This window comes from Myceligenerans indicum (genome assembly GCF_016742955.1).
Lineage (GTDB): Bacteria > Actinomycetota > Actinomycetes > Actinomycetales > Cellulomonadaceae > Myceligenerans > Myceligenerans indicum.
Genome location: NZ_JABBYC010000051.1, coordinates 1 through 21,807, shown reverse-complemented (window position 1 = coordinate 21,807; position 21,807 = coordinate 1). Strand labels below are relative to the sequence as shown.

The 21,807-nt window shown below is 67.1% G+C and carries 17 protein-coding genes; 8 read left to right on the top strand and 9 right to left on the bottom strand.

Features of this window, described 5'->3' with window-relative positions; genetic code table 11:
• Positions 1 to 257 precede the first annotated feature (257 nt).
• Positions 258 to 1,031: an SDR family NAD(P)-dependent oxidoreductase gene (locus HGK34_RS18815; protein WP_201850254.1), complete on the top strand. Its 774-nt coding sequence runs from the start codon at positions 258 to 260 to the stop codon at positions 1,029 to 1,031.
• A gap of 93 nt (positions 1,032 to 1,124) precedes the next feature.
• Here the strand turns inward: HGK34_RS18815 and HGK34_RS18810 are convergent, their stop codons facing one another.
• Positions 1,125 to 1,724, bottom strand: coding sequence for a TetR/AcrR family transcriptional regulator (locus HGK34_RS18810; RefSeq protein ID WP_201850252.1), 600 nt, complete (start codon positions 1,722 to 1,724; stop codon positions 1,125 to 1,127).
• A 29-nt stretch (positions 1,725 to 1,753) separates the two neighbouring features.
• Positions 1,754 to 2,158: a hypothetical protein gene (locus HGK34_RS18805; RefSeq protein ID WP_201850250.1), complete on the bottom strand. Its 405-nt coding sequence runs from the start codon at positions 2,156 to 2,158 to the stop codon at positions 1,754 to 1,756.
• Between the two features lie 262 nt (positions 2,159 to 2,420).
• Here HGK34_RS18805 and HGK34_RS18800 point away from each other — a divergent pair, with 262 nt between their 5' ends.
• Positions 2,421 to 3,137: a hypothetical protein gene (locus tag HGK34_RS18800; protein ID WP_201850248.1), complete on the top strand. Its 717-nt coding sequence runs from the start codon at positions 2,421 to 2,423 to the stop codon at positions 3,135 to 3,137.
• Positions 3,138 to 3,931: 794 nt separating this feature from the next.
• On the opposite strand, the gene HGK34_RS18795 is transcribed toward HGK34_RS18800, so the two are convergent.
• From HGK34_RS18795 to HGK34_RS18785, 3 genes are read right to left on the bottom strand one after another with little or no spacing between them, the layout of a single operon-like run.
• Entirely contained in the window at positions 3,932 to 4,390 is a 459-nt protein-coding gene (locus tag HGK34_RS18795) for a DUF6924 domain-containing protein (protein ID WP_201850246.1), read from the bottom strand.
• Entirely contained in the window at positions 4,350 to 5,213 is an 864-nt protein-coding gene (locus HGK34_RS18790) for an ATP-grasp domain-containing protein (protein ID WP_201850244.1), read from the bottom strand. The genes HGK34_RS18795 and HGK34_RS18790 overlap by 41 nt, the downstream gene beginning before the upstream one ends.
• 9 nt (positions 5,214 to 5,222) lie before the next feature.
• The gene (locus tag HGK34_RS18785; RefSeq protein WP_201850242.1) at positions 5,223 to 6,344 is read right to left on the bottom strand and encodes an NADAR family protein; all 1,122 of its coding nucleotides are present in this window, start codon (positions 6,342 to 6,344) and stop codon (positions 5,223 to 5,225) included.
• Between the two features lie 516 nt (positions 6,345 to 6,860).
• Between HGK34_RS18785 and HGK34_RS18780 the strand changes: the two genes are divergently transcribed.
• The 3 genes from HGK34_RS18780 (at position 6,861) to HGK34_RS18770 (ending at position 8,607) form a co-directional block, all read left to right on the top strand.
• Complete coding sequence (locus HGK34_RS18780; protein ID WP_201850240.1) at positions 6,861 to 7,409, top strand: hypothetical protein; 549 nt, start codon at positions 6,861 to 6,863, stop codon at positions 7,407 to 7,409.
• 77 nt (positions 7,410 to 7,486) lie between these two features.
• Complete coding sequence (locus HGK34_RS18775; protein WP_201850238.1) at positions 7,487 to 8,008, top strand: hypothetical protein; 522 nt, start codon at positions 7,487 to 7,489, stop codon at positions 8,006 to 8,008.
• Positions 8,005 to 8,607, top strand: a complete 603-nt coding sequence (locus tag HGK34_RS18770; protein WP_201850236.1) for a DUF6000 family protein — start codon at positions 8,005 to 8,007, stop codon at positions 8,605 to 8,607. The genes HGK34_RS18775 and HGK34_RS18770 overlap by 4 nt, the downstream gene beginning before the upstream one ends.
• A 750-nt stretch (positions 8,608 to 9,357) precedes the next feature.
• Here the strand turns inward: HGK34_RS18770 and HGK34_RS18765 are convergent.
• Both HGK34_RS18765 and HGK34_RS18760 read right to left on the bottom strand, forming a co-directional pair.
• Positions 9,358 to 9,753, bottom strand: a complete 396-nt coding sequence (locus HGK34_RS18765; RefSeq protein WP_201850234.1) for a hypothetical protein — start codon at positions 9,751 to 9,753, stop codon at positions 9,358 to 9,360.
• Positions 9,750 to 10,916, bottom strand: coding sequence for a TRAFAC clade GTPase domain-containing protein (locus HGK34_RS18760; RefSeq protein ID WP_201850232.1), 1,167 nt, complete (start codon positions 10,914 to 10,916; stop codon positions 9,750 to 9,752). Before HGK34_RS18760 ends, HGK34_RS18765 begins: the two co-directional genes overlap by 4 nt.
• A gap of 138 nt (positions 10,917 to 11,054) precedes the next feature.
• Between HGK34_RS18760 and HGK34_RS18755 the strand changes: the two genes are divergently transcribed.
• The gene (locus HGK34_RS18755; RefSeq protein ID WP_201850229.1) at positions 11,055 to 12,122 is read left to right on the top strand and encodes an SHOCT domain-containing protein; all 1,068 of its coding nucleotides are present in this window, start codon (positions 11,055 to 11,057) and stop codon (positions 12,120 to 12,122) included.
• 29 nt (positions 12,123 to 12,151) lie between these two features.
• On the opposite strand, the gene HGK34_RS18750 is transcribed toward HGK34_RS18755, so the two are convergent.
• Positions 12,152 to 13,114: a hypothetical protein gene (locus HGK34_RS18750; protein ID WP_201850227.1), complete on the bottom strand. Its 963-nt coding sequence runs from the start codon at positions 13,112 to 13,114 to the stop codon at positions 12,152 to 12,154.
• A gap of 76 nt (positions 13,115 to 13,190) precedes the next feature.
• Positions 13,191 to 15,440: a 3'-5' exonuclease gene (locus tag HGK34_RS18745; RefSeq protein ID WP_201850225.1), complete on the bottom strand. Its 2,250-nt coding sequence runs from the start codon at positions 15,438 to 15,440 to the stop codon at positions 13,191 to 13,193.
• Positions 15,441 to 15,608: 168 nt separating this feature from the next.
• Here HGK34_RS18745 and drmD point away from each other — a divergent pair, with 168 nt between their 5' ends.
• Complete coding sequence (gene drmD, locus HGK34_RS18740; RefSeq protein WP_244666935.1) at positions 15,609 to 18,842, top strand: DISARM system SNF2-like helicase DrmD; 3,234 nt, start codon at positions 15,609 to 15,611, stop codon at positions 18,840 to 18,842.
• A partial coding sequence (locus HGK34_RS18735) for an Eco57I restriction-modification methylase domain-containing protein (protein WP_201850223.1) occupies positions 18,839 to 21,807 on the top strand: 2,969 nt, incomplete at its 3' end. The genes drmD and HGK34_RS18735, both read left to right, overlap by 4 nt.

Below are 21,807 nucleotides of genomic sequence, written 5' to 3'. Positions count from 1 at the left end.
GGACGTGCGGGCGATACACCCCACGCGGCAACCCGGACCGCTCCGCCACGACCGTCCGCGAGGTCGAGACCACAGGTCTTCTCCGCGCCGCTCACACATCGCACGAAGTGAGCGACGGCCCGACGACAACATGGACAACCGGACATGTGTCCGCTACTGTCTAAATGGACAGCTGTCCGAATGTGGGGAAGTCCAAGCGTCCGGCTTGGGCTGCCGGTCAGCTGCGGTCTCACTCTCGACGTGAAGGATTGCCAGGCATGTACAAGTACGCGCAGCCTCTGGAGAACAAGGTCGCGATCATCACCGGCGGCGGGCAGGGCATCGGGCTTGCGACGGCGGAGGAGTTCATTGCTCAGGGTGCCCGGGTGGTGATCACCGGGCTGGATGTCGCTCAGCTGGAGCAGGCGTGCACCCACCTGGGCCCGGCCGCGTCGAGTGTGGTCGCCGACGTGCGCAGCGAACGGGAGATGCGGGCAGCGCTCGAGCACGCGGTCGACAGGTTCGGCCGGCTCGACGTCGTGGTCGCCAACGCTGCCGTGGGCGACAGCAACCCGCTCGGCAAGATCACCGAGGAGCAGTTCAACAACATCTTCGACACGAACGTCAAAGGCGTGCTGAACACCGTGCAGCCCGGGATGGCGCTCCTGCCGGACAACGGCAGTGTCGTGATCGTCGGCTCGACGGCCTCGATCAAAGGGGGCTATGGAATGAGCCTCTACGGTGGCGCGAAGGCGGCGCTGCGGAGCATGGTCAGGGCATGGATCCTGGAGGCGCGAGGCACGGGCATCCGGTTCAACCTCTTGAGTCCGGGCGCGGTGGACACTCCCTCGCTTCGTTCGGCCTTGGCGGACGCGATCGGAGACGAGGCCGGCGTCCGGGCCGCGGTGGACGAGATGGGCGAGAAGTCGCCACTGGGCCGTCTGCTCCAGCCGCGGGACATCGCGCGATCCATCGCGTTCCTCGCCTCTGATGCGTCGAGCGCGATCACGGGCGTCGAACTGTTCGCCGACGGGGGGCTCGCCCAGGCCTGAGTGCCATCCGCTGCCCCGTCTGACGCAACGAGTTCGTACGCGCCCGGCGGTGGCAGCGTGGGCTCTCCCGCCAATGACAGACCGTCGCGGCTGTCAGGGGCTGCTCGGCATCGGCGAGCACCGGTTCGACTCGTCGGGTGCCTTCAGACCGTCGAGCACGACATCCAGCAGGCGCGACGACCTTTCGTCACGGGTGTCCGTGAGATCGAGTCGCCAGAGGAAACCGACCAGGAGCATGAGGTCGTACCCCGTGACGTCCTGGCGGATGCTGCCGTCTGCCTTGCAGGCATCGATCAGGAGGTCGAACGGCCCGAGGTTGGGAAACTGCCCCTCGGCGGCTGATCTGTCACGGATGAGGTGATGCATCGCGTCGCTCAGGCTTCTCTTGAGCCGCCCGTACTCGGCGAGCTGTTGCAGCCACCGCCGGAGCGCTTCCAGAGGGGGATGCTCCTCGAGCAGCCGTGGCGCCGCTGCGGCGAGTTCGTCCATGTCCGACAGGTGTACCTCTAGCAGGAGGTCCTGCCACGTCGGGAAGTGGCGGTAGAGCGTTCCTTGTCCCACACCGGCGGCCCGCGCAACGTCCACCATGCTCGGCGTTCGCGCTGAGGCCAGCTCTGCTCGTGCTGCCGCCACAATGCGGTCGCGGTTCAACCTCGCATCCGCTCGCAAGGAGACCCTCCTGACGCGTCGCATGGTCGCCCTCTAAGCGGACGCTCGTCCGGTCAGAGTAGTCGAGGATTGCCGGCCGCGCGTCTTCGCAGGATGGGCCCGTCTGCTGACGGCTGCACGCCCTCGGAAGCGGAAGATCGAGACGGCTGGCGCATGCCGGCACGGCAACCGCGGCGCGGTTCGTGGACGTCGACGAGGATGAGGCGGTACCGCTCGACGGCGTGCAGGACGATCAGGACGATGAGAGCTACCGGAACGTTCTCCAAGGTTCTCGCTCTCGATGCGATTCTCCGGGCGACGTGCTTCTGCTGCGCCGGCGCACCCCGGATGTCGAACCGCCGGGCGCTGAACAGCTCCTGAGTGACTACCCCGTGCGGCTCGACGGCCGTGAGGTGCTCCTCAACGAGTACCACGACTCGAACTCCGAACACGTCGTGGGCCGCCTGGCGGTCGAGCACACTCCCTGGTCCCGCAACTCCCGCGTAGTTGGCGCCTGGCCGGCGGCGGTACGTCCATTCGTCCGCACGACGAGCGACCACAAGAGGCGCGCGGCCCCTACGAGCCCGGCCAGGCCGAGCTTGACGGAGTTCCACAGGAACAGAGCCATCAGAACGTAGACCAGATTCGCGCCCGGTGCGGCATCGCCGGCTGGAGGCGGCGATAAAACTGGCACACGCAGGCGCCCCGAGGCCGGTAGAGGCTCCCGCTACAGTCGTGGTCATGACCGAGGTGGGTGAGTTCGATCTGGCCGCGGAAGCGGCGGTAGCCGGCCTGGATCGCGAGGCTGCGTGGCGGTTCGTGGCACGGTTCGCGCGGCACTGGCTCGGTGCCGCGCTCGACGGCGAATCGGGCGTTGAGGAGCCCCGGATTGTGGAGGCCGAGCAGCGGCTGGGACTGTCGTTCCCGGCTGCGGTGTGCGAGTTGTACGCGCTGGCCGGCCGGCGTCGGGACCTGTGGTCGAATCAGGACGAACTGCTGAGCATCGGCAAGCTGTACGTCCAGGACGGTGTGCTGGTGGTGCGGCACGAGAACCAGGGCGTGGCGATCTGGGGCGTCCGGATCGAGGACCTGCACCTTCCCGACCCGCCCGTGGTGGTGCACGTCGACCGGTTCGAGCCGTCGGACCAGTGGTGGGAGCCGTGGACGGCGTCGTTCACGGAGGCGGTGGCGCACTGGCTGGTGTTCGAGTCGCTGTGGCGCGACGCGTCCGTGGCGAGCTTCGCCGACGACCTCGATGCCGACGACCTCGAAGACCTGCTCGCTCGGGCAGTCCCGGTGGACCTGGCCCAGCCGTCGGACGGCCCCGTGACGGCCAGGTGGCTGCTCGTGGACGACGTCGTTGTCCTGGAGGCCGGGACCGTCATGTTCACCGCACGCTCTGCCGAGGCCGCCGCCGCGTTCCGGAACCGGTATCGGGCCGACTGGTTCGACGAATGACGAACCGGCCAGATGCGACGCCGGCGACCCCTGGACTCGTGATCGGTGGACTGGTGCTGCCGCGAGTGGCCCTTCAGATCGCCGGTCGCGGAGTCGCTCGACGTCCTGCTCAGCAAGCTGAACTCGGCCTCGCGGACGGCGCCCTGAGCCGCCGCTCAAGGCATTGGCCTCCGCCCGGCTCGTGGCCGACCCTGTGCTGAGGCACACCCGGGAGGGGCGAGCGTTCGTGCGGGTCCGGGTCGAGGCCGAACTCGCGGCACGACTCGCGTGGGCTGGAGGAGGTGGGCTGGGCCGCCCAGCTCACCGCCGCGCGAGCCGAGCGGGACTGGATCGCCGTGATGGCAGCGGTTCCCACCTGAAGCACGATGACACCTTCATCAAGGACGGCCTGGATCACCCCGTACAGGACGCCGGGCTCCCGGCTCGTAGAAGCAATCACGGTGAGACCGCCGATCGTCCGAGGGAGTGCGAGATCCAGCTCGACATCCACCGACTGCCCTCGAGCGATCGCAGTGGAGCCGCGCCAAGCACCGCGCAGCCGACCGGTCTCAATGTCCATCCCGATCGACGGGCGCGTCGGATCGGCGTCATTCAGAGCGACCGCTCGCATCACCAAGCTCCCCGCTGTCGAACCGTGCCCCAAGCCTGCAACGCCACGGGCTAGACCGCTACCGCCACCTGGCCACGCCCAACCTGCTGAACAGTGCTGTCAGGTGTTGAGCGCGAGATCCGCGATCATGGTTGCGCGTCTGTTCGTGAATCTGTGCGATCGTCACCGACAGGCTCGAACGAACTCACCCCACGTCTCCGTGGTCGATGGCTTCGCGGTAGACGCCGTCGTCGTCGACCTGTGATGCGAAGTCGTCGAAGTCCAGGTTGGCGATCGCGAGGTTCGCTTCGACGGTGAAGACCGCCTCCGGCGCGACGCGGAAGGTCTGCAGGTAGGTGTCGGAGTCCTCGTACAGGTCCACGACCAGGAGGGTCGAGTCGGCCATCGAGCGGGCGTCGGCCAGGAACGCGAATGACTCGACCTCGACGAGGTCGGCCACCCGGCCCGGTTCGACGTGCGCGAGGCGCGGGTCGGCGACGATGAGCAGCCCTGCGCGATCGGTCGGACCCGAGCCGACCTGTCGCCTGGCGTCCTCCAGCACCCGCGCAAAGCGGGCGTCGTCGGAGTAGTCGGTCCGGATCAGTACGCCCCACAGGTCGAGCTCATCGACGGGCGGGACGAACCTTGGGTGGTGGTGACTCACGAGGCGCAACGGTAGCGGCGTGCGCAAGCTCACTGACGGTCCTGCGCATTCCTTGTGACGAGGACCGGCCGGGAACCGGTCGGGTGAACGCCTCGTCGCGACGCAACAGGCCCGCCACTGGGCCGGCGGCGCGAAGGATGACATCGAGGGCTCGGTCGACGTCGGATGCGTAGGTGCCTGATGCCCAGGCGGCGTTGGCCTCGATCACCACGAGTCGGTCGTCGAGCAGTCCGACGTCGACAACGATCGCCGACGGCAACGTCTCGGCCAGGTCGCGGATCAACGCGGCGGCAGCGGACGTGACGTCGTCGGCCAGCGGTGCCAGGTACCTGCGGCCGCGGGCGGCGTACTGGCTGGACGTGTGGATCGTCCCGTCCAGGGCAAAAAGGCGGAACTCTGCGGTGAAGGAGACGATCTCGGCGACCAGGACGAGCGTGTCCGGGTCAACGGCGTCCGCGCCGGGCAGGCGGGTGCCGTCGGTGTAGACCATGGCGCGCAGGGACTTGTCGTTCGGCGCCTTGATGAACGCCGGGTATCGCAGGGTCCAGGCGTCGAGAATCGGCATCGCAGTGATCGTCCGGCCGACGACTTCGCGCGGCAGGTCCTCAAGCCAGGTCGGCGGTGCTTCGAGGCACGCGATGCCGAGACTCGGCGCGACGGCGTCGGTGAACGTCGGGCCGGCGTGCAAATGCTCGGCCGCGATCCCCTCAGGGAGGTCGAAGGTCGGCAACTGCACCGTGGTCAGACCGCGCGCCTCGGTGGCAGCGCGGACAGCCTCGGCCGATGCGGTCAGGTGCGGTGGCAGGAGCAGCGTTGGCGGCATTTTGCTAACTCAGGATGCGTGGTCGACGAGGTTCGTCAGCCCGGCAGCCTGAGCCCGCAACTCGCTACGGACCAGTTCCAGGAGTCGACCGATCCAGTTCCGCCCACCGGTGCTCCAATGCCCATCGAAGTCGTCGTAGTGGATCGGAGCAGTTCCGGTGCTCAGCAGGATGTCCGCGAGATCCGGGTGCCGCATGAACTTGGCGCTCAGGAGCGAATGCATGACGGCCTCTTGCGCCTCAACCCAGCCATCGCGCTTGTCGAGCGCGTCGGCGAGCTTCTTGGCGTCGTACGGCCCTGGCGCTCCTGCGATCCGGGCGCGCGCCTCGTCATCGGCCACCGATAGCGCGTGCCAGGCGGTCTCCACGTTGTCGAACCTGTGGCCCGCCGCGCGGATTTCACACGGGAAGGAGTTGCGCAACCGATGGATCGCCGGAGCGGTGTCGATGCCCTGTGGGTAGACGGCGGCCGGCACCTGCACCGGGGCCACCAACTCGCTGGTCTTGATCCTCGTGGGCTTGGGAAGTAACCATCCTGGGTCGAACTCGCTCTGCCTCTCGAAGTAGCGCAGAGCGTGCTCGTACAACTCCTTGGTGACGCGGGTGCCGTCGCGAGGACGCTTCTTCCCGACACCGACGGCAAGAGCCTGGACCGGCCAATCCTTGTTGTCCATGTCGCCGAGCATGTAGACCCGCAGGTGCTCAGGCACCGCGAGGTACGCGTCCAACAGAGCACGACGTCGAGCCCGGGTGGGATCGTCGAGGAACGCACCGATCGCCGCCCGGCAGCGGCTGGTGGAGTCGGGCCGGCCGGCGAGGGAATCGACCTGATCGCGGACCTCACCGACGAGCCCCTCAGGCGTGACCCAGGACCGTGGTTGTGCGAACCTCCACGAGCCGACATGGTGTGCCGAGGCGTGAGCGCCTTCCTCAAGCGTCGTCGCGACCCAGCCCGAGGCAACTTTGCGTTCGAACTCCTCCAGATCGACCAGACCCCAGCAATCGATCATCCCGTCGGCGTAGATCACGAGATCGGTGACGAAGTAGGTCCCGCCGTTCCTGATGAACGCGAGCCGTGTCACCCCGGAGATGGTCTGCCCGTCAACTTCCCGCGAAGTGCGCCGACCGACCATGCGCGAAACCCTAGCGGAGCAGTTACCGGACGACCAAAGGCAACGGCTCGCCAGCCGTCTCTGCTCGGGGTAGCCAATCGCGCTTCGTCGACAGAACTGGCCTGCCGCGGGCCACCGTGTGGCCCACTTGTGGCTCACAGGTAGGTCTGAGACCCGGCGGAACGACTCCGCCCCAGGTCAGAAAACCTCGTCTGACCTGGGGCGGAGCTGCTGTGAGCGGGCGACGGGAATCGAACCCGCGTAATCAGTTTGGAAGACACCTTCGCCGGCATCGGGTTGGGCGGATCAATCGGGCGGAAATGCCCGGTGACCTGGGTCTATCTTAATGCTGGGATTGGCCGTTGTGGGGTTGTCGAGGGCTTCGATTGGGGTCGAATCGGGGTTCGGAGAGTTGAGATAGGGCATATAAGGGCCCGGCTCTGACCCAGGCCGACCGCTATGGTGAGACCTCCGCGCGCCTCCGGTCTCACTACTGGTAAGGGCGTGTGCCGAGTGATTGAGGAGGAGAGCCGGTCGGTGGGTACGTGGTTCCAGTGGATCGCCGATGTGGATGCCTCCGACGGCGAGGCGCCGGTTCTTGCTCACGAGATCGTGACTCGCCTCGTTGAGAAGCAGATCATCCTGCCGGACGTTGTCGCCGGTGCTGCGTTCGGTGACCCCGGACACGAGCCTGGGCCAGAATGGGCTGCTGCGGTCAATACGCCGGAGCGGTGGACACCCGACGGTGTTCGCATCGATGCCACGCGAACTGTGTTCTACGGCGGACAGGGTGGCTATGACTGGGCGCAGTGTCCGCGATGCGACCGGATGATCGACGGGGATCTTGCCAATGGCCTGCTCGACGGCGTCGAGGTGTGGCTGAGTGGCGATCCTTCGGCTCATCCGTGCCCTGGATGCGGCGGTGACGTTCCGCTCCCGGAGTGGCGATGGGACGAGGACTACTTCGCCTTTGCCGCGCTCGGTCTGTGGTTCTGGGACTGGCCCCGGCTCGGGCCGGCCGTCCATGAGTGCGTGCGGGCCGTCGTCGGCACTCATCGCCTCGTGTACCGCGCCGGAAAGCTCTGATGGGCAGTTCGGCGAAGCCCGGCTCCTCGTCACGAGGTCGGCGTGCTGAGAGTGAATCGGTACCGAGAAGTGGCCGGATGGTCAGGAAGTTCGGGTCGTTGGTGGTGACGTTGGCGTGCTTCGGCGGTGGTGGAGTTGCCGCCGTCCTGGTGTATCCGGTGCTGGCGTTCGTGCTCTACGTCGTTCTGGTCGTGGTGGCGATCGTGACGGACACTCCTGTGGGTGGGCCGTTGGCTCTGCCGTTCCTGCTCGTCGTGGCGACGGCCGCGGGCGTGGGCTACACCGTTCTCGCGCTTCTCGCCGTCGGGGTCTCGGCACGTCTTGGCTCCAGGTCTCGGCGGCGCGTGCTGGTGTTCGTCGTCGTGAGCATTCTGTTGTGGGTCGTCGTCGTGGTGGCCGGCACGACGACGCTCGCCGTGGGGGAGCCCGGCATGGCGATGTCCGAGGCGCTGGCCTGGTCTGCGGGGATCGCGGCGGGTGGAGTTCCTGCTTGGTTGGTGATCGCGACGGTCTGGTTCGGACTTCGCGCGGTTCATGGAGCGGTCCGCTGGGTCGAGGACGCGAGTTCCCGTTCGGACCGTGCTCTCGCCGACGCATGAGGGCGTATCGCGTTCGCCGCGATCCACTCGCTGACGACTACACGCGCGCTGAGATCCGGCTGCTCAATCGGCTCGTTCGGCCCTTCTACCTGAAGATGTACCTGGTGGAGGCCCCGGATGAGGTGGATCCGCGCGCTGCGCGCCGGTTCCGGCGCGCGCTGCTCCGAGCGGGCAGGACAGTGACTGCCGAGCAGGTGGTGTGGCTTCTGCAGGGGAGGGACTGGCGCGAACTGACCATTGGTGCCTGGTTCGCGCTGGCCGTGCCTGTCGGCAAGGTACGCCGGGCGGTTGTTGACGCGTGGGGCTCTGTGCCGGACGGGCATGCCGCCGGCCCGTTGGTCACCGTCAGCGTGCTGATCGCCGGGCCGGACGCCGTCGCGGGGATGCGGTCGTTCGTCGAGCGCCTCGACGGCCATGACGTCCTCGGAACTGCGGGGTACGCGTCGGCGGCGATCGCTCATCTGGGTGGCTCGCCGCCGTTGGATCCCGGGCCGATGGTAGTGGCCTCGTTGGACGATTCACTGAGTGTCGCCGCTGATCTTCAGTGCGACTTCCGGGCGGTACGGCGGGCCCGATGGCGTCATGGCGGCGAGCGGTGAGAACCGCCGTCGGCTTCGTAGGACGCGGTGGTGAGGTGCACGCTGTCCGGGTCGGTTCGGGTGATGGGTATGGCGTGACAGCGATCGTGCTGGTCGGGGACAGCGAGGACCGCCTGGAGCTCGTCCGGTCGGCTGCCGTACGGCCAGCGGCTGGCGCTCGCCACTGATCGTGATAGTCAGGTGCTCGCGAGTTCGAACATCGAACCTCAGGTGGGCCTTGCTGGGCGATTCTCAAACATCCGGCCGGCGCTGGCAACGCTGGTTCGGCGCGTTCTGCGGGGGAGTGAGGGGAGGCGTGCCGGCTCGGGGGAGGCGGATCGGCGCGATGAGCGGGGTCCGCTGACGAAGAATCGGGTGCAGTCTCAAACACGGTTGCGGCCTTCGCAGCGGGCCGAGCTGGTCGCGGATTACGAGGCGGGGATGCCGGTTCGGGAGATCAGCGTGAAGTACGGGGTGCATCGGAGCACGATCCCGGTGCTGGCTCGGCGGGAGGGGGTTGCGGTTGGGGTGGTTGGGTTGGACGCCGAGGGGCGCGCTCGTGCGGCGGCACTGTATGCGGGTGGGATGACGTTGACGCAGGTTGCCCGCTGTATGGGGATCGGCGACGAGGCGGTGCGGCAGGCCGTGCTGGACGAGGGCGGTCAGATTCGTCCACGAGGCCGTCTGCGCCGATCGGGGGCGTAGTGTTCGATCGGACGAGGCGCGGCACGCCAGGGTGGGATGGGGCAGGGACCGGCAGGAATCCAGGCATCAGGCGGATCGTGACGTACCGCTACTTGGATCGCCATCAACGGCTTCGCGGAGGTCGCTCGCTGAGGGTGGTCGCGGCAGGTCCCACAGGCGGGCGAAGGCCTCAGCGAGCAGGGGCCAGACGATCCGCTGGCCGTCCTCGACGGAGCGGACATCGTCCGCCAGCGGTGACATGACGACGATGTCGTGCGGGATGACACGCCCCGCTTCATCGCAGCGATCCTTGGGGTCAGGGAAGCGCAACGCCACCTGCTTGCCGACGCGCCGGTACATCGTCGGCTCGGATTCGATCCCGGCGAACGCACGCTCATAGGCAGGGAGCGGATCAGTGAAGCCTCCGTCGCGGAGGAAGCGGAATCCCCAGGATCGACCGCGTGTCGCCCAGATGAGGCTCACCGGATGCTCTTCACGAGCACGCCGTCGTTCACGCCGCGGTCGAGGTCGATCTGGAACTGGGTCAGTACCGCCGTGAGGTAGTCCTTGTTCGCCCGCGCGTCGGCGTTGATCTCCTTGATCTTCGGAGCGCCGAACTTGATGGCTGCGGCGAGCGCGGGGAGTGCGACCTTGCCGAGTGCCGGGCCGACCTTGGGCACCCTGGACACGAAGGCCGCGACGGCGCCTGCCCCGGCGAGTGCAGTCGACAGGGCGTCGGCGTTGTCCACGAGCCGGTCGAGCCACTTGCGCGGGATGTCGAGCCGCTCGGACCACTGGACGAATCGCTCCAGCGGCAGCACAGAGGCGACCGGCAAGAGAAGGTCGAGGCCGACGCGCTCGGCGACCTCGATCCGGCCTGGCTCGAACCTGGCTGACGAGAGCAGCAGGAAGTCTTCGCCCATCGACAACGCCTCGGGAACCTGCACCAGGCTCTTGATCACGTCGTGCAACGCGGTCACGTCGTCGGCGGCCTTCTCGATGACGAGGTCGTGGAAATCGTGGACGTCCAGGTTTGGGTGACGGTCGGCCTTGGACAGCGCGATGATCCAGATTCGAGGAAACTCGACCAGCGGCTCGCCGGCGTCGAGCAGATCGTCCTTGAGTCGCAGAATCCCCTCACGCAGGCTCCAGAACAGCGACTTGAGGTACCTCTCCTCCTCGCCCGCGTGGTCGAGTAGCTTCTGGCCGTCCACCAGGATGAGCGCGACGTCGGACCGGAGTAGCGATCGGAACGTGCCGACGCGGCGCTGCGTCTCTGTCTCGCCGCTCGGGTCCTCGTCGAACCATTCGCCCGGGTAGTCGTGCCAGACGAGACGGAGGGCGTCGAAAGAGCGCGCCTTGGCGGCACTGGCGTCGCCCTGGTCCTTCAGCTTGATCGTGAAGGAGTAGGGGGTCGCTGCGAACCGGGTGGCCTCGGGGACCCTCGCCTGGTTCTTCATACCCAGGTAGTTCTGGCGGAGGCGGTTCCCCTGGCCGGCGTCATCAGCAAGGACATGGAACAAGCTCTCCTGGTGGAATGACTGCTCCTGCGCAGCGCCGTAGAACGACGAGACCAGGACCGTCTTGCCGCTGCCGCTCCCACCGAACACGGCGATGTGCTGGTCTCGCACCCGAGTCGCTGCCACGCGGCGACGATACCGGAGGCTCTCCCAGGCAGGGAGTGTCCCAAGGGGTGATGTTTCGGCATGCCGGTCCGGAGCGATGTGGTCGGCTGAGGACGATAGCATTGCTGTATTCACGGCAACTCACCGCAGAGGGTCTCGATGACGTACTTCTCCGTGAAATGGAAGCCTACGAAGGCTGCAAAGCAGCTGGCCATCGCCCGAACGGCACTGCTGCCGAACGAGGATGTGTGGTACCTCGGCGTCTGCAACAGCGTGGCGCCCGTCGTGAGCGAGATCGTCGTTACTCCGCTTCGTGTTGTCGGGCTCTCGGGGCACTGGATCAACTTCGAGGCACGCTACTCCGAGATTCAGTCGCTAACCGCCGACGCGAAGATGGGGACCATCGACATCGACCGCAAGGCTGACGGACCTATTGCGCTCAGGCAGGTCCCCGAGGACGACGTGGGCGCGATCGAGTACTACGTTCGGTTCGGCCAGAGCACTCCTGCGCCACCTGAGCTACTGGCAGCCCTCGATAATGCGGATGCGGCTGCGGCGGCTGCCATAGAGCGTGCGGCCGCAGCGGCGAAGCGGATGGAGGCCGCACGGAATCTTGACTGGCCGAGTACGACCATTCGAGGGAGGCTATCGCGCAAGGCCAGCGAGGCGATCCTGCGGCAGTGCTACGAGGACGAACACCCCTGGCTCATCCTGACGTCATCGGGCGGCGCGGGGACTCTCGTGGCTTTCGAGGACCGCATGGCGATCATCAAGACCGGTGCACTGACGAGCTTCATGGCGGGCACGCTCGGTGGCGAGCGCGCCGCATCGTTCCACTTCGTTGACATCACAGGCATTGAGTACAACTCGGGACTGATGAGCGGCGTTCTGGAGGTTCTCACTCCGAGCTATCAAGGAACTGCGAACAAGGACTACTGGCGCGGGAGCGACCGATCGCGGAACGCTGACAGCAACGACCCCTGGACGCTGAGCAACACCCTGCCCCTTTCCAAAGCCGAGTACAACGGCTACCTGACTGACATCAACGATCTCAGGGCTCGGGTCGGACGCGCCAAGCAAGTCAACGTTCAGGTTGTACCACCGCAGGCCCCAGCAGTGGCCTCGGATGGACTCGCTGAGCAGTTGAAGAGCCTCACGCAATTGCATCAAGCGGGAGCGCTCACCGACGAGGAGTTCGCTGCCGCGAAGGCCCGCCTACTGGGCTAACATCGCGGCGGCAGGTCGGGGCACGCCGCTCACACGGGCTTCCGCAGCGCGATGTGATAGGCCTCGGCGACCCGCTCACAGAACGCGTCAAGAGGCTCGACGCGCGAGGGAGTCAGCCAGCCCGGAACGGTCCGCGCTTGTTGTTCAGTCCCGTTGAACCCGAACAGGGCGTCAGCATGCTGGCGGAACTCGTCGGTCGTGAGTGACTCGATCTCGATCCCGCTGTTCGAGCCGGCGTAGGAGTTGAACGGGACCATCACTCGGCCGTCCGCGTAGAGCACGACGACGGTCCGATAGCCATTCTTGGACGGACCCTCCGCTTCCAGCACGACGTGGTTCGGCCCCAACCTCGTCCGGAATCCAGTCTGTATCCAGTGGCCCACGACCGCGCTTGCGGCGGCCTGAAGCTCCGACTCCTCAAAGAGGTCCCAGAACTCATCGAGCGACGAGAGAGTTGACCGCTTCGGCTTCTCCTGCTCGACCGTGGTGACGAACTCGTTCGGTTCGACCACTGCGGTGAAGATCGGCGCCCACGCGCTGTCGTCGATCCGTACGGCGCGCGCTTCGACGAGCCAGACCGCGATCCCTCGCTCGGTGTCGGACTCGGCAAGGTCGTTCAGGTATCGCGCCACGGCCTTGAACTCGTCGCGGTGTTCTTCGGCGACCACGACCAGTCCGCGGGCGCGCGAGGCCACGGCATAGGCCAGCCCGCGTGTCAGGTGATCATGATCAGCGCGTCCGTACTGGTTCTCGATCACGAACTCGGCCCCGTCGGCGTCCTGGGCGACGATGTCGATCCGTCGGCCTCCGGCGCTAGCGACCTCCGAGCGGCCCACCGACGCCAGGTTCACGCCGGTGGCCTCACCCAGCTGATCGAGCCGTTCCGACAGCAGCGGCGTGAAGTCTGATGCCTCGCCGGTCCACGCTTCGGTGAGCCGACCGAAGCGCAAGCGACCCATCCGTGCGTCCGGGCCTGCCGGGTCGATGTTCATGCGCCACAGCGTCCCACACGTCGCTCGGCAGGCACCCAGACGCTTGCGACGACCGTCGACGAAGCGGTCATCACGCTCAGACGCGCACCGGCAGGAGATCGCTCCGTTCGCCGTCCCACATCACGACCAGCTCGTCCCGTGCCCGGGTCGTCGCGACGTACAGGAGCGCGCGCTCGCGTTGCAGCGCATCGGGTTTGTCGCCGTCGGGAAGGAACGCAAGCTGGGTTGACGTCGCCTCGGGGGTGAGGCCGAACAGGATCACGTTGCGGAACTCCATGCCCTTGGACCGGTGCATCGTCATCACCGATATCCGGCCTGGCCCAGGAACCTGCTTCGAGCCGACGGCGAGCACGGGCAGCCCTCGCAGAGTGAGTTCGTCGGTGAGCTGAGCGCCCTCTTCGCCAGAACGGACCAGTACGCACAGCGTCTCCGGAGCCAGGTCGCGCTCAAGCCAACCGCGGAGTATGTGGGCGGCGGACTCGTACGCCGCTTCCAGGCTGTCGAGCCCGATGAGTTGCGGCGGTGGTCCACTACGGGCGGACCGGTCGGCGGGTGCTGCGACCGCGCCGCCTTCCATGTCGGCGAGGTCGCTCCCGTCGAGGACGGTCGTGGCCAGATCGAGGTTCTGGGCCGTTGTCCGGTAGTTCAGGGTGAGCCGGCGGGACCTGCCGCGAACCGCGATGCCGTGCTGGGCGAGCACAACTCGGGGAACATAGATGCGCTGCCGGGAGTCCTCGGCGAGGTAGAGGTCGTCAGGGCCAGGCGTCACGAGGGCCCGCAGCAGCAGGAGGCGGCTGGGCGTGAGGTCCTGGGCCTCGTCGACCAGCACATGATCGGCCGGTCGCGAGACGCCCGCTGCGGCTGCCAGGTCAAGCGCGGCCGCAGCGAGGATCGCCTTCTCGTTGTAGTCGGTGGTTCCCTTCTCAGCGCTGAGAGCCCGATAGGCCTCGATGACCTCCCAGACTGCTCGCCGTCGGGTGCGGTCAAGCGCGACCCCGCGCCCGGTCCGAGCGACGGTGAGGTAGGCGTCGAGCGCCGTGATCCGGGCGGGCAGGATCACGGTGACGTACTCGGCGGCTAGGAATCCGGGGTTCCGCAGGGAGTCGGGCAAGTCGAAGCCGGCCCGGCTCAGGGCGGTACGCCAGGCGGAATCGGGGCTGGTGTCCAGTGCGTTGGATCGGGTTCCCCGCAGAGTCCCGAAGACCGCCTCGACGGCAGCGTCCACCGGCAGGCCGTTCACGCGACTGCGGGCGAGCAACCGCCACGAGACGGCGTCGACCGTCCCGATGAAGACACCCGCTGTGCCGGGCTCGTCGACGACGGGGATCGTCCGGTCGAGCAGTCGCAGGTTCTCGCGCAGAGCTTCGGCGAGCGTCTTGTTGTAGGTGGTCAGGACGATGCGCGCGTCCGGGTTCGCGCGGGCCAAGTGCCGGGCGCGGTGCAGCAGGACGACGGTCTTTCCTGTGCCCGCCCCGCCGGACAACCGGAACGCTCCAGAGCGTGGCGTGAAGGCATAGTCCTGCTGCTCGGGGTGCAGGAAGACCCGCCACCGGCCGAAGTCGTCGTCCTCGATCGCGGCACGCATAGCTTGGTCGTCCTGGATGTAGGAGAACTCCAGACGCGAGGCGGGGTGGGCGAGGGCGGCGACGACGTCCTCATCGGAGTCGCCGGCGGCGGCACCCAGCTGGTATCGCGTACGGACGTCGTCGAGCGGGGAACCGGTGCCGAGGTCCAGCAGGACTTCTTGCTGCCAGGCAGGCGCGTCGGCGTCGACAACGACGTCGGCCAGTTCGTCCTGCGTCCGGGCAGTGACGGCCAGTGTGGCCAGGCCTTCGTGGACGCCCAGCGCGAGCAGATCGGTCATAGAGATCCCGAATCGGTCGACCAGCAGCGACGTCGGGACGAACGGATCGGCACCGGGGAGCGATGTGGGCGGTTTCGGCTTCTCAGAGGGGATCGTCGTTCGCTCGTGGATCTCTGGCATGGAGAGCCGGTCTGCGTCGACCAGCTCCGTGATTCCGGAGAGCGGGTTGACCCTGACGACGACCTTCTTCGCAAGCTCGATTGCGTCGTCGTGCGGGTAGGTGCCGAGGTAGATGTAGTGCGTATCGCCACTCGGCATGGAGAACTTGGTGAGCACGGCGCGCCAGAACCGGGTGACCCGGCCTGTGCGGATCCGGGGGTCGGCAGCGCCGCTGATCGGCTCGATGTGCAGCCCGGGTGCGGTGTCGTCCTCACGGAGCTTGTCGATGAAGCTGTACGCGGCTGAGCGCACACTCCCGTCGAGTGGTGGCTTCTGTCGTGGTCCGAAATGCACCTGGGCCATGACCGGAGGATATCGGGCGGAATCGCCAAGGGCACCGATTGCTCGGCTGGGTGATCTTGTGCCCGCAGGCCTGCGTTACCTGGCATCCGTGCTGCTCATGGTCTTACGATCGGTGTCAGGAGTGCGGCTGGACTCCTGCCAACAGACTCCGAGGGCAGAGGCGGGACCTTGACGACGATCGCGACGGAGCACCAGGGCACGGCCACGCTCTCGGGGATGCCCCCGCTGCCGGAGCCCGGCCAGATCGTCAAGGTCCGAGGGTCAACCTGGGCGGTCACCGACGTCCGCGAGCAAGGACTTCTGCGTAGCCCGGCCGACGACGGCGTAGCCCGCCTCAATCATGTCGTGAGCCTGCAATCGCTCGACGAGGACCGCCTGGGCGAGGACCTGAACGTCGTGTGGGAGCTGGAAGTCGGGCACTCGGTCGCCCCCGACCGCGGTCTGCCCGAGCGCGTCACCGTCGACGGCTTCGACGATCCAAACCGCCTTGCGGCGTTCGTGGATGCCGTGCGCTGGGGCGCCATCACGTCCGCCGACCCGGACGAGTTCCAGGCGCCGTTCCGCTCGGGGGCGAACGTCGAGGCCTACCAGCTCGAACCGCTGCGCCGGGCGCTGCAGGCACCTCGAACCAACCTCCTGCTGGCCGACGACGTAGGGCTGGGCAAGACCATTGAGGCCGGCCTTGTGATCCAGGAACTTCTCCTGCGGCACCGAGCCCGCAGCGTCGTCATCGTCTGTCCGCCGAGCCTGGCGCTGAAATGGCAGGACGAGATGCGCGAGAAGTTCGGGCTGGAGTTCGTCATCGTCAACTCCGAGCTGATGGCGCAGGTGCGGCGCACGCATGGCCTGAACGCGAATCCGTTCCGCCTCTTCCCGCGGGTGATCGTCTCGATGGCGTGGCTACCAGGAGTCCGGGCACAGCGTCTGCTGCGCGACGCCACGACCCAGATCGGTCAGGCGAACACCGCGCGCCGGTACGCGTTCGACATGCTGGTCGTGGATGAGGCGCACCATGTCGCCCCGTCGAGTCCGACCGGAGTCGGTCAGGCCCGTGGCTACGCAATCGACTCCCAGCGCACGCACGCCGTGCGGGACCTGGCACGTGTCTGCGAGCACCGGCTCTTCCTGAGTGCGACCCCGCACAACGGCCACTCGGAGAGCTTCACCGCGTTGCTGGAGATGATCGACAACCGTCGCTTCTCCCGTGGCGCGTCCGTGGACCCCAAAGCGCTGCGGGACGTCACGGTCCGTCGACTCAAGGGCGACATCGAGACCAAGAACTTCAAGCCGCGCGAGCTGTCGACGATCGTCTTCGAACCCGCCGCCGATGAGGAGGAGACCTTTGACCTCCTCGACAGGATCCTCGACGCGTCCGCGAAACAGAACGGCCGTCGCAAGACCGGCGACATCGTGTCAATGCTGCTCAAGAAGCGATTCCTGTCCAGTCCCTATGCCTTCGGACGCACCCTCGACTCCTACCGCGAGGCACAGTTCGGCGGCGGCAACGACTGGGAGGCGGATGCCGACCCCTACGCGGAGATCTTCGGGTCCGAGCAGTACGACGAAGAGGAGGGACTCGTCGACCACCCGGAGTTCAGCGCCCTGCGCCAGTCGAAGAAGAACGACCCCCTGTCCGCCGCGACGGCCGACGAGATCGACCGCCTGGTCACCTGGGGCTTGAGCTTTGAGCACCGGGCCGACTCCCGCCTAACCGCTCTGGCGGAGTGGCTCGATGCGATCTGCCGCCCTGATGGCGAGCACTGGACCAACGAGCGCGTCGTGATCTTCACCGAGTACGCCGACACCCTGGACTGGATCGTGTCGAACCTGCGCCAGCGCGGCTATGACGAGGCCCGCCTGGCGACGATCCAGGGATCCACGGACACCGAGGCCCGCGAGCTGACGCGCGCTCGCTTCACCACTGACCCGTCCAAGGAGTCGGTGCGCGTCCTCGTCGCCACGGACGCCGCAGGGGAGGGAATCGACCTGCAGGCTCACTGCCACCGCTTGGTGAACTTCGACGTCCCCTTCAACCCATCCCGCCTGGAGCAACGCATCGGCCGCATCGACCGGTACGGGCAGCAACACCGGCCCGAGGTACTGCAACTCGTCCCCGACATTGCCTCCAGTCAATTCGGCGGCGCCATGAAGTTCATGGAGGTCATCGCGAGAAAGGTCGCAACCGTCAAGGGCGACCTCGGCTCCGTCAACCCGGTGATCGACGCGGACATCCAGAACCAGTTCGGTCGCCTCAACAAGCCCCGCACCACGAGGAAGTCCGCAGATGCCGAGGCCGTCAACCAGGTCATGGCCGGCTCCGCCGAGCTGAACCGCGCTTTGACCCGGCTGGCCAGCCAGTACGACAGCCTCAAGGCACGTATGCACCTGACACCGGACAACGCGCGCCGGGTGCTGGACACAGCGCTCGCCCTGACGAACCAGCCGTCACTGCGTGAAGTTGGCGCCGACGCGCTCGGCTGGGACGAGGACTCTCCCGACTTCACGGCCTTCGCGGTCCCGAACCTTGGCCAGGCCTGGCAGCCCGCCCTCCGCGGCCTCGACACCCGCCTGCAGCCCGGGGTCAACCGACCCATCACCTTCGACGACACCGTGTCCGACGGCGGCTCGGGCGACCTGGTCTCCACCGGAGAGGTGGTCCACGTCCACCTCGGGCACGGGCTGCTACAGAAAGCCGGTCGCATCCTGCGATCCTCACTGTTCAGCGCCGACTCCTCGATGCGCCGCGTTACCGCCGTCGTCGTCCCGGAAATTGAAGAGTCCTGCGTCGCCGCCGTCGCCCGCCTCGTGCTCGTCGGTCGCGGCGGGCTGCGCCTCCACGAGGAAGTCTTCCTCGCAGGCCTGCGCCTCAAGGGCCGCGCGCTCGCCGAGGCAAAGGCCGAGACGCTCGTCGAGCGGACTCTCGACCTGTCGGATCTCGAACTCGCTCCTGAGCCGGTCCGTTCACGCCTCGCCGAGGAGTGGAACACCGCCGAACGCGGCCTGCGGACCCGGCTCGACGACGCCATGCGGCGCGCCGCCGACCGGAAGCAGCACGCGGTCACCGACGAACTGGCCAAGCGCCGGGCTGCCGACACCGACCGCGCTCGCGAGATCTATGCCGCCTTCCGCCGTAACCTCACCGACTCCCTGAGCCGACTCCGACGCGAGGAAGCAGAACTCGCTGAGTCGCTGTTCACGCTTCCTGAGGAGAGAAGGCAATTCCGCGAGGATATCCGCGCGATGGAGAACCGCCTCGAAGAACTGGAGTCCGAGGAAGAGCGAGAGATCGCGGCAATTAGTGACCGGTACACCGACGTCAGGCCGTACGTCTCTGCTGCCGCAGTGGTCTTCGCCCTCACCCCCGCCGACGCTCGCTCCGCCAACCTGGGAGACCTCGAGTGACCCGCCCGCACCGCCGCCGCACCGCCTCCGACGTCGCCGGACGCCACCGCGCCTGGCTCGAACTCGTCGACCGCGAAGGTCCGTTCCTCGCTGTCCCCGCGCTCAAGCGCGTCTGGCCTCAGGGCATCGGGCATGTCTCCGATGCCGCCAAGGGAACACTCGTTGACGCCAAGCCCGATTTCGACCGCGCCTGGGACGATTACACCCGCGCCGCAGCCACCACCGGAGGTGCGAGCGAAGCCGCAATCGCCCAGTACCGCGGCGCGCGCGACAAGTGGGTGCAGGCGGTGCTGCAAGACGTCGCGGGCTGGGAGAACCTCCTCACCTGGGACCTGGCGACGCTCCCGAACCCCATTGGTGCCGCCGGTGTTCCTACCGCTACCTCGCCGGCCCGACGCGTCGAGGTTCGTGCGACGGGCGCGCTGCGTCGCGGGAACGACGTCGGAGCCCTCGTCTTTGTCGTCGACCCGGTCGTCTCGCTGCGCGACCCCGGGACCGACGAGTGGTCGGCTTCCCCGATCGACCGGATGGACGCACTCCTGCGCGATACCGGCCACCTCGTTGGCGTGGTGACCGACGGTCGGTGGTGGGCGATCGTCTCTGCCCAGCCGGAGACGATGACCGCATCGGGCATCGTCGACTCCCAGACCTGGATCGAGGAGCCCGACGCCCGCAATGCGTTCTTCGCGCTACTCGACCTTCAGCGCTTCTTTGGCGGCGAGAGCGCGAACCGCTTGGCCGCTCTCTTCCGCGAGTCGGTGACCGCGGCCGAAGAGATCACCGTCGCGCTCGGCACCCAGGTGCGCCGTGCCGTCGAACTCGTCGTCACCGCCTTCTCCGAGTCCGCAGCGGAGGCCCGGGGAGCGGGCCGTCCCGATCCCCTCCCGGCGGATCGAGGGCAGGTGTACGACGGCGCGGTGACCGCGATGATGCGAGTCGTGTTCCTCCTCTTCGCCGAGGAACGCTCGATGATGCCGCCGTCTGTGTTGTTCACCAGCGCCTACGGCGTCAGCGAGGAACTCGACCGCCTCGACGCCCGCCTTCAGGACGAAGGCGCAGAATCCCTCGACGCGACGCACCACACTTGGCATCGCCTCCTCGCGACCTCTCGTGCGCTCTACTCGGGCGTGAACACCGAGGACATGCGCCTGCCCGCCTACGGCGGCTCCCTGTTCGACGCCGAACGTTTCCCCTGGCTTACCGCCATCGACGCGAGCGGCACCCTCACCGTGACGGTGTCCGACCGTGTCATGCTCGAAGTGTTGCGATCCGTGCAGTACGCCCCGATCGGCGGTGAGAGCCGCCGTATCTCCTTCCGCGACATCGGCGTGGAGCAGATCGGCTACATCTACGAGGGCCTGCTCGGATACACGTCACAGGAGGTCGACGACGTCACCGTCGGCCTGATCGGGAAGGATGGCGAAGAGCCCGAGATTCCGCTCGACGTGCTCGACGACCTGTGGGAACAGTTCGACGGCGATGCCAAGGCCGACGAGAAGGCCACGAAGGCGCTCATCGACTGGGTCAAGAAGAACCAGTCCGCGGCGAAACTCCAGCCGAACAGCACCTCCGGTCTCGTGCGGAAGCTCAACACGAGCGTCGAGGACGCAGACCGCGCCCTGCTGTCTGTGACCCGTGACGAAACGCTGATCGCGAGGTTGCGCCCCTACCTTGGTCTGATCCGTCGCGACCTGCGCGACCGCCCCGTCGTGATCCAGCCGGGCGGGCTGGCCGTCGTCGAGACGAAGTCCCGCGCAAACGCGGGCGCGCACTACACGCCGAAGTCGCTCGCTCAGGAGGTGGTGTTGCATGCTCTCGAGCCGCTGGTGTACTCGCCAGGGCCGCACCAGAGCGCCGACCGTGACACCTGGCGACCCATCGACTCCAACCAGATCCTCGACCTCAAGGTCGCCGATATCGCTTGCGGCTCGGGAGCGTTCCTCGTCGCGGCGACCGAGTACCTCGCGGACAGGCTCGTTGAAGCCTGGCGTCGAGAGGGCATCGCTTCGCAGACCTCCCACGACCTCCTCATCAAGGCTCGACGCGCGGTTGTCGCATCCTGCCTCTACGGCGCCGACATCAACGCGATGGCCGTCGAGATGTGCAAGCTCTCCCTCTGGCTCGTCTCACTTGACCCCGGCCAGCCATTCTCGTTCGTCGACGACAAGGTCCTCCACGGCAACTCGCTCCTCGGTCTCACGGATGTGAAGCAGATCGAGGAAGTCCACATCGACCCAAGCAGAGTGAAGCACCAGCACACGGGCAGCCTCCTCGGCATCGGCGGAGACGTCGGCTTTGTAGAGACGGTCGACGTACGCGCCAAGGTCCGAGCGCTGGCCAACCTCCGCCGCCAGATCGCCGGCGAGATCGTCGAGAACGACGTCATGCGATCCGCAAACGCAAAGAAGCGACTCTGGGCCCGGTACCAGGCTGACGCCACCGAACTCACGCTTGTCGCGGACGGCGTCATCGCGGCTGGGCTCGCTTTGGGCGGGAAGCCAGGTAGGGCGCTCGACGAGAACTACCAGAGCTTGCGCATCGCCGTGGACCGAGCCTTCACGCCGGGCGGTGACCGGACGATGCTCGACGGAATCGTAGGGCACGGGCTGACGCCAGCAGTCGAGACCGACTACGAACGCTGGAAGCCGCTGCACTGGGTGCTCGCCGTGCCGGACGTCTTCGAGCACGGTGGCTTCGATGCGATCGTGGGAAACCCACCGTTCCTCGGCGGCCAGAAACTTACCGGCTCCATGGGGACGAATGTTCGTGACTGGTTCGTCAACGTTCTTGCCGGAGGTCGACGCGGTAGCGCGGACCTCGTTGCCTATTTCTTCCTCCGTGCGACATCACTCCTGTCAACGAAGGGCACGCTCGGTCTAATCGCGACCAACACGGTCGCGCAGGGCGACACCCGAGAGGTGGGGCTGGACACGATGGTCGCGGGCGGGTTCACGATCACGCAGGC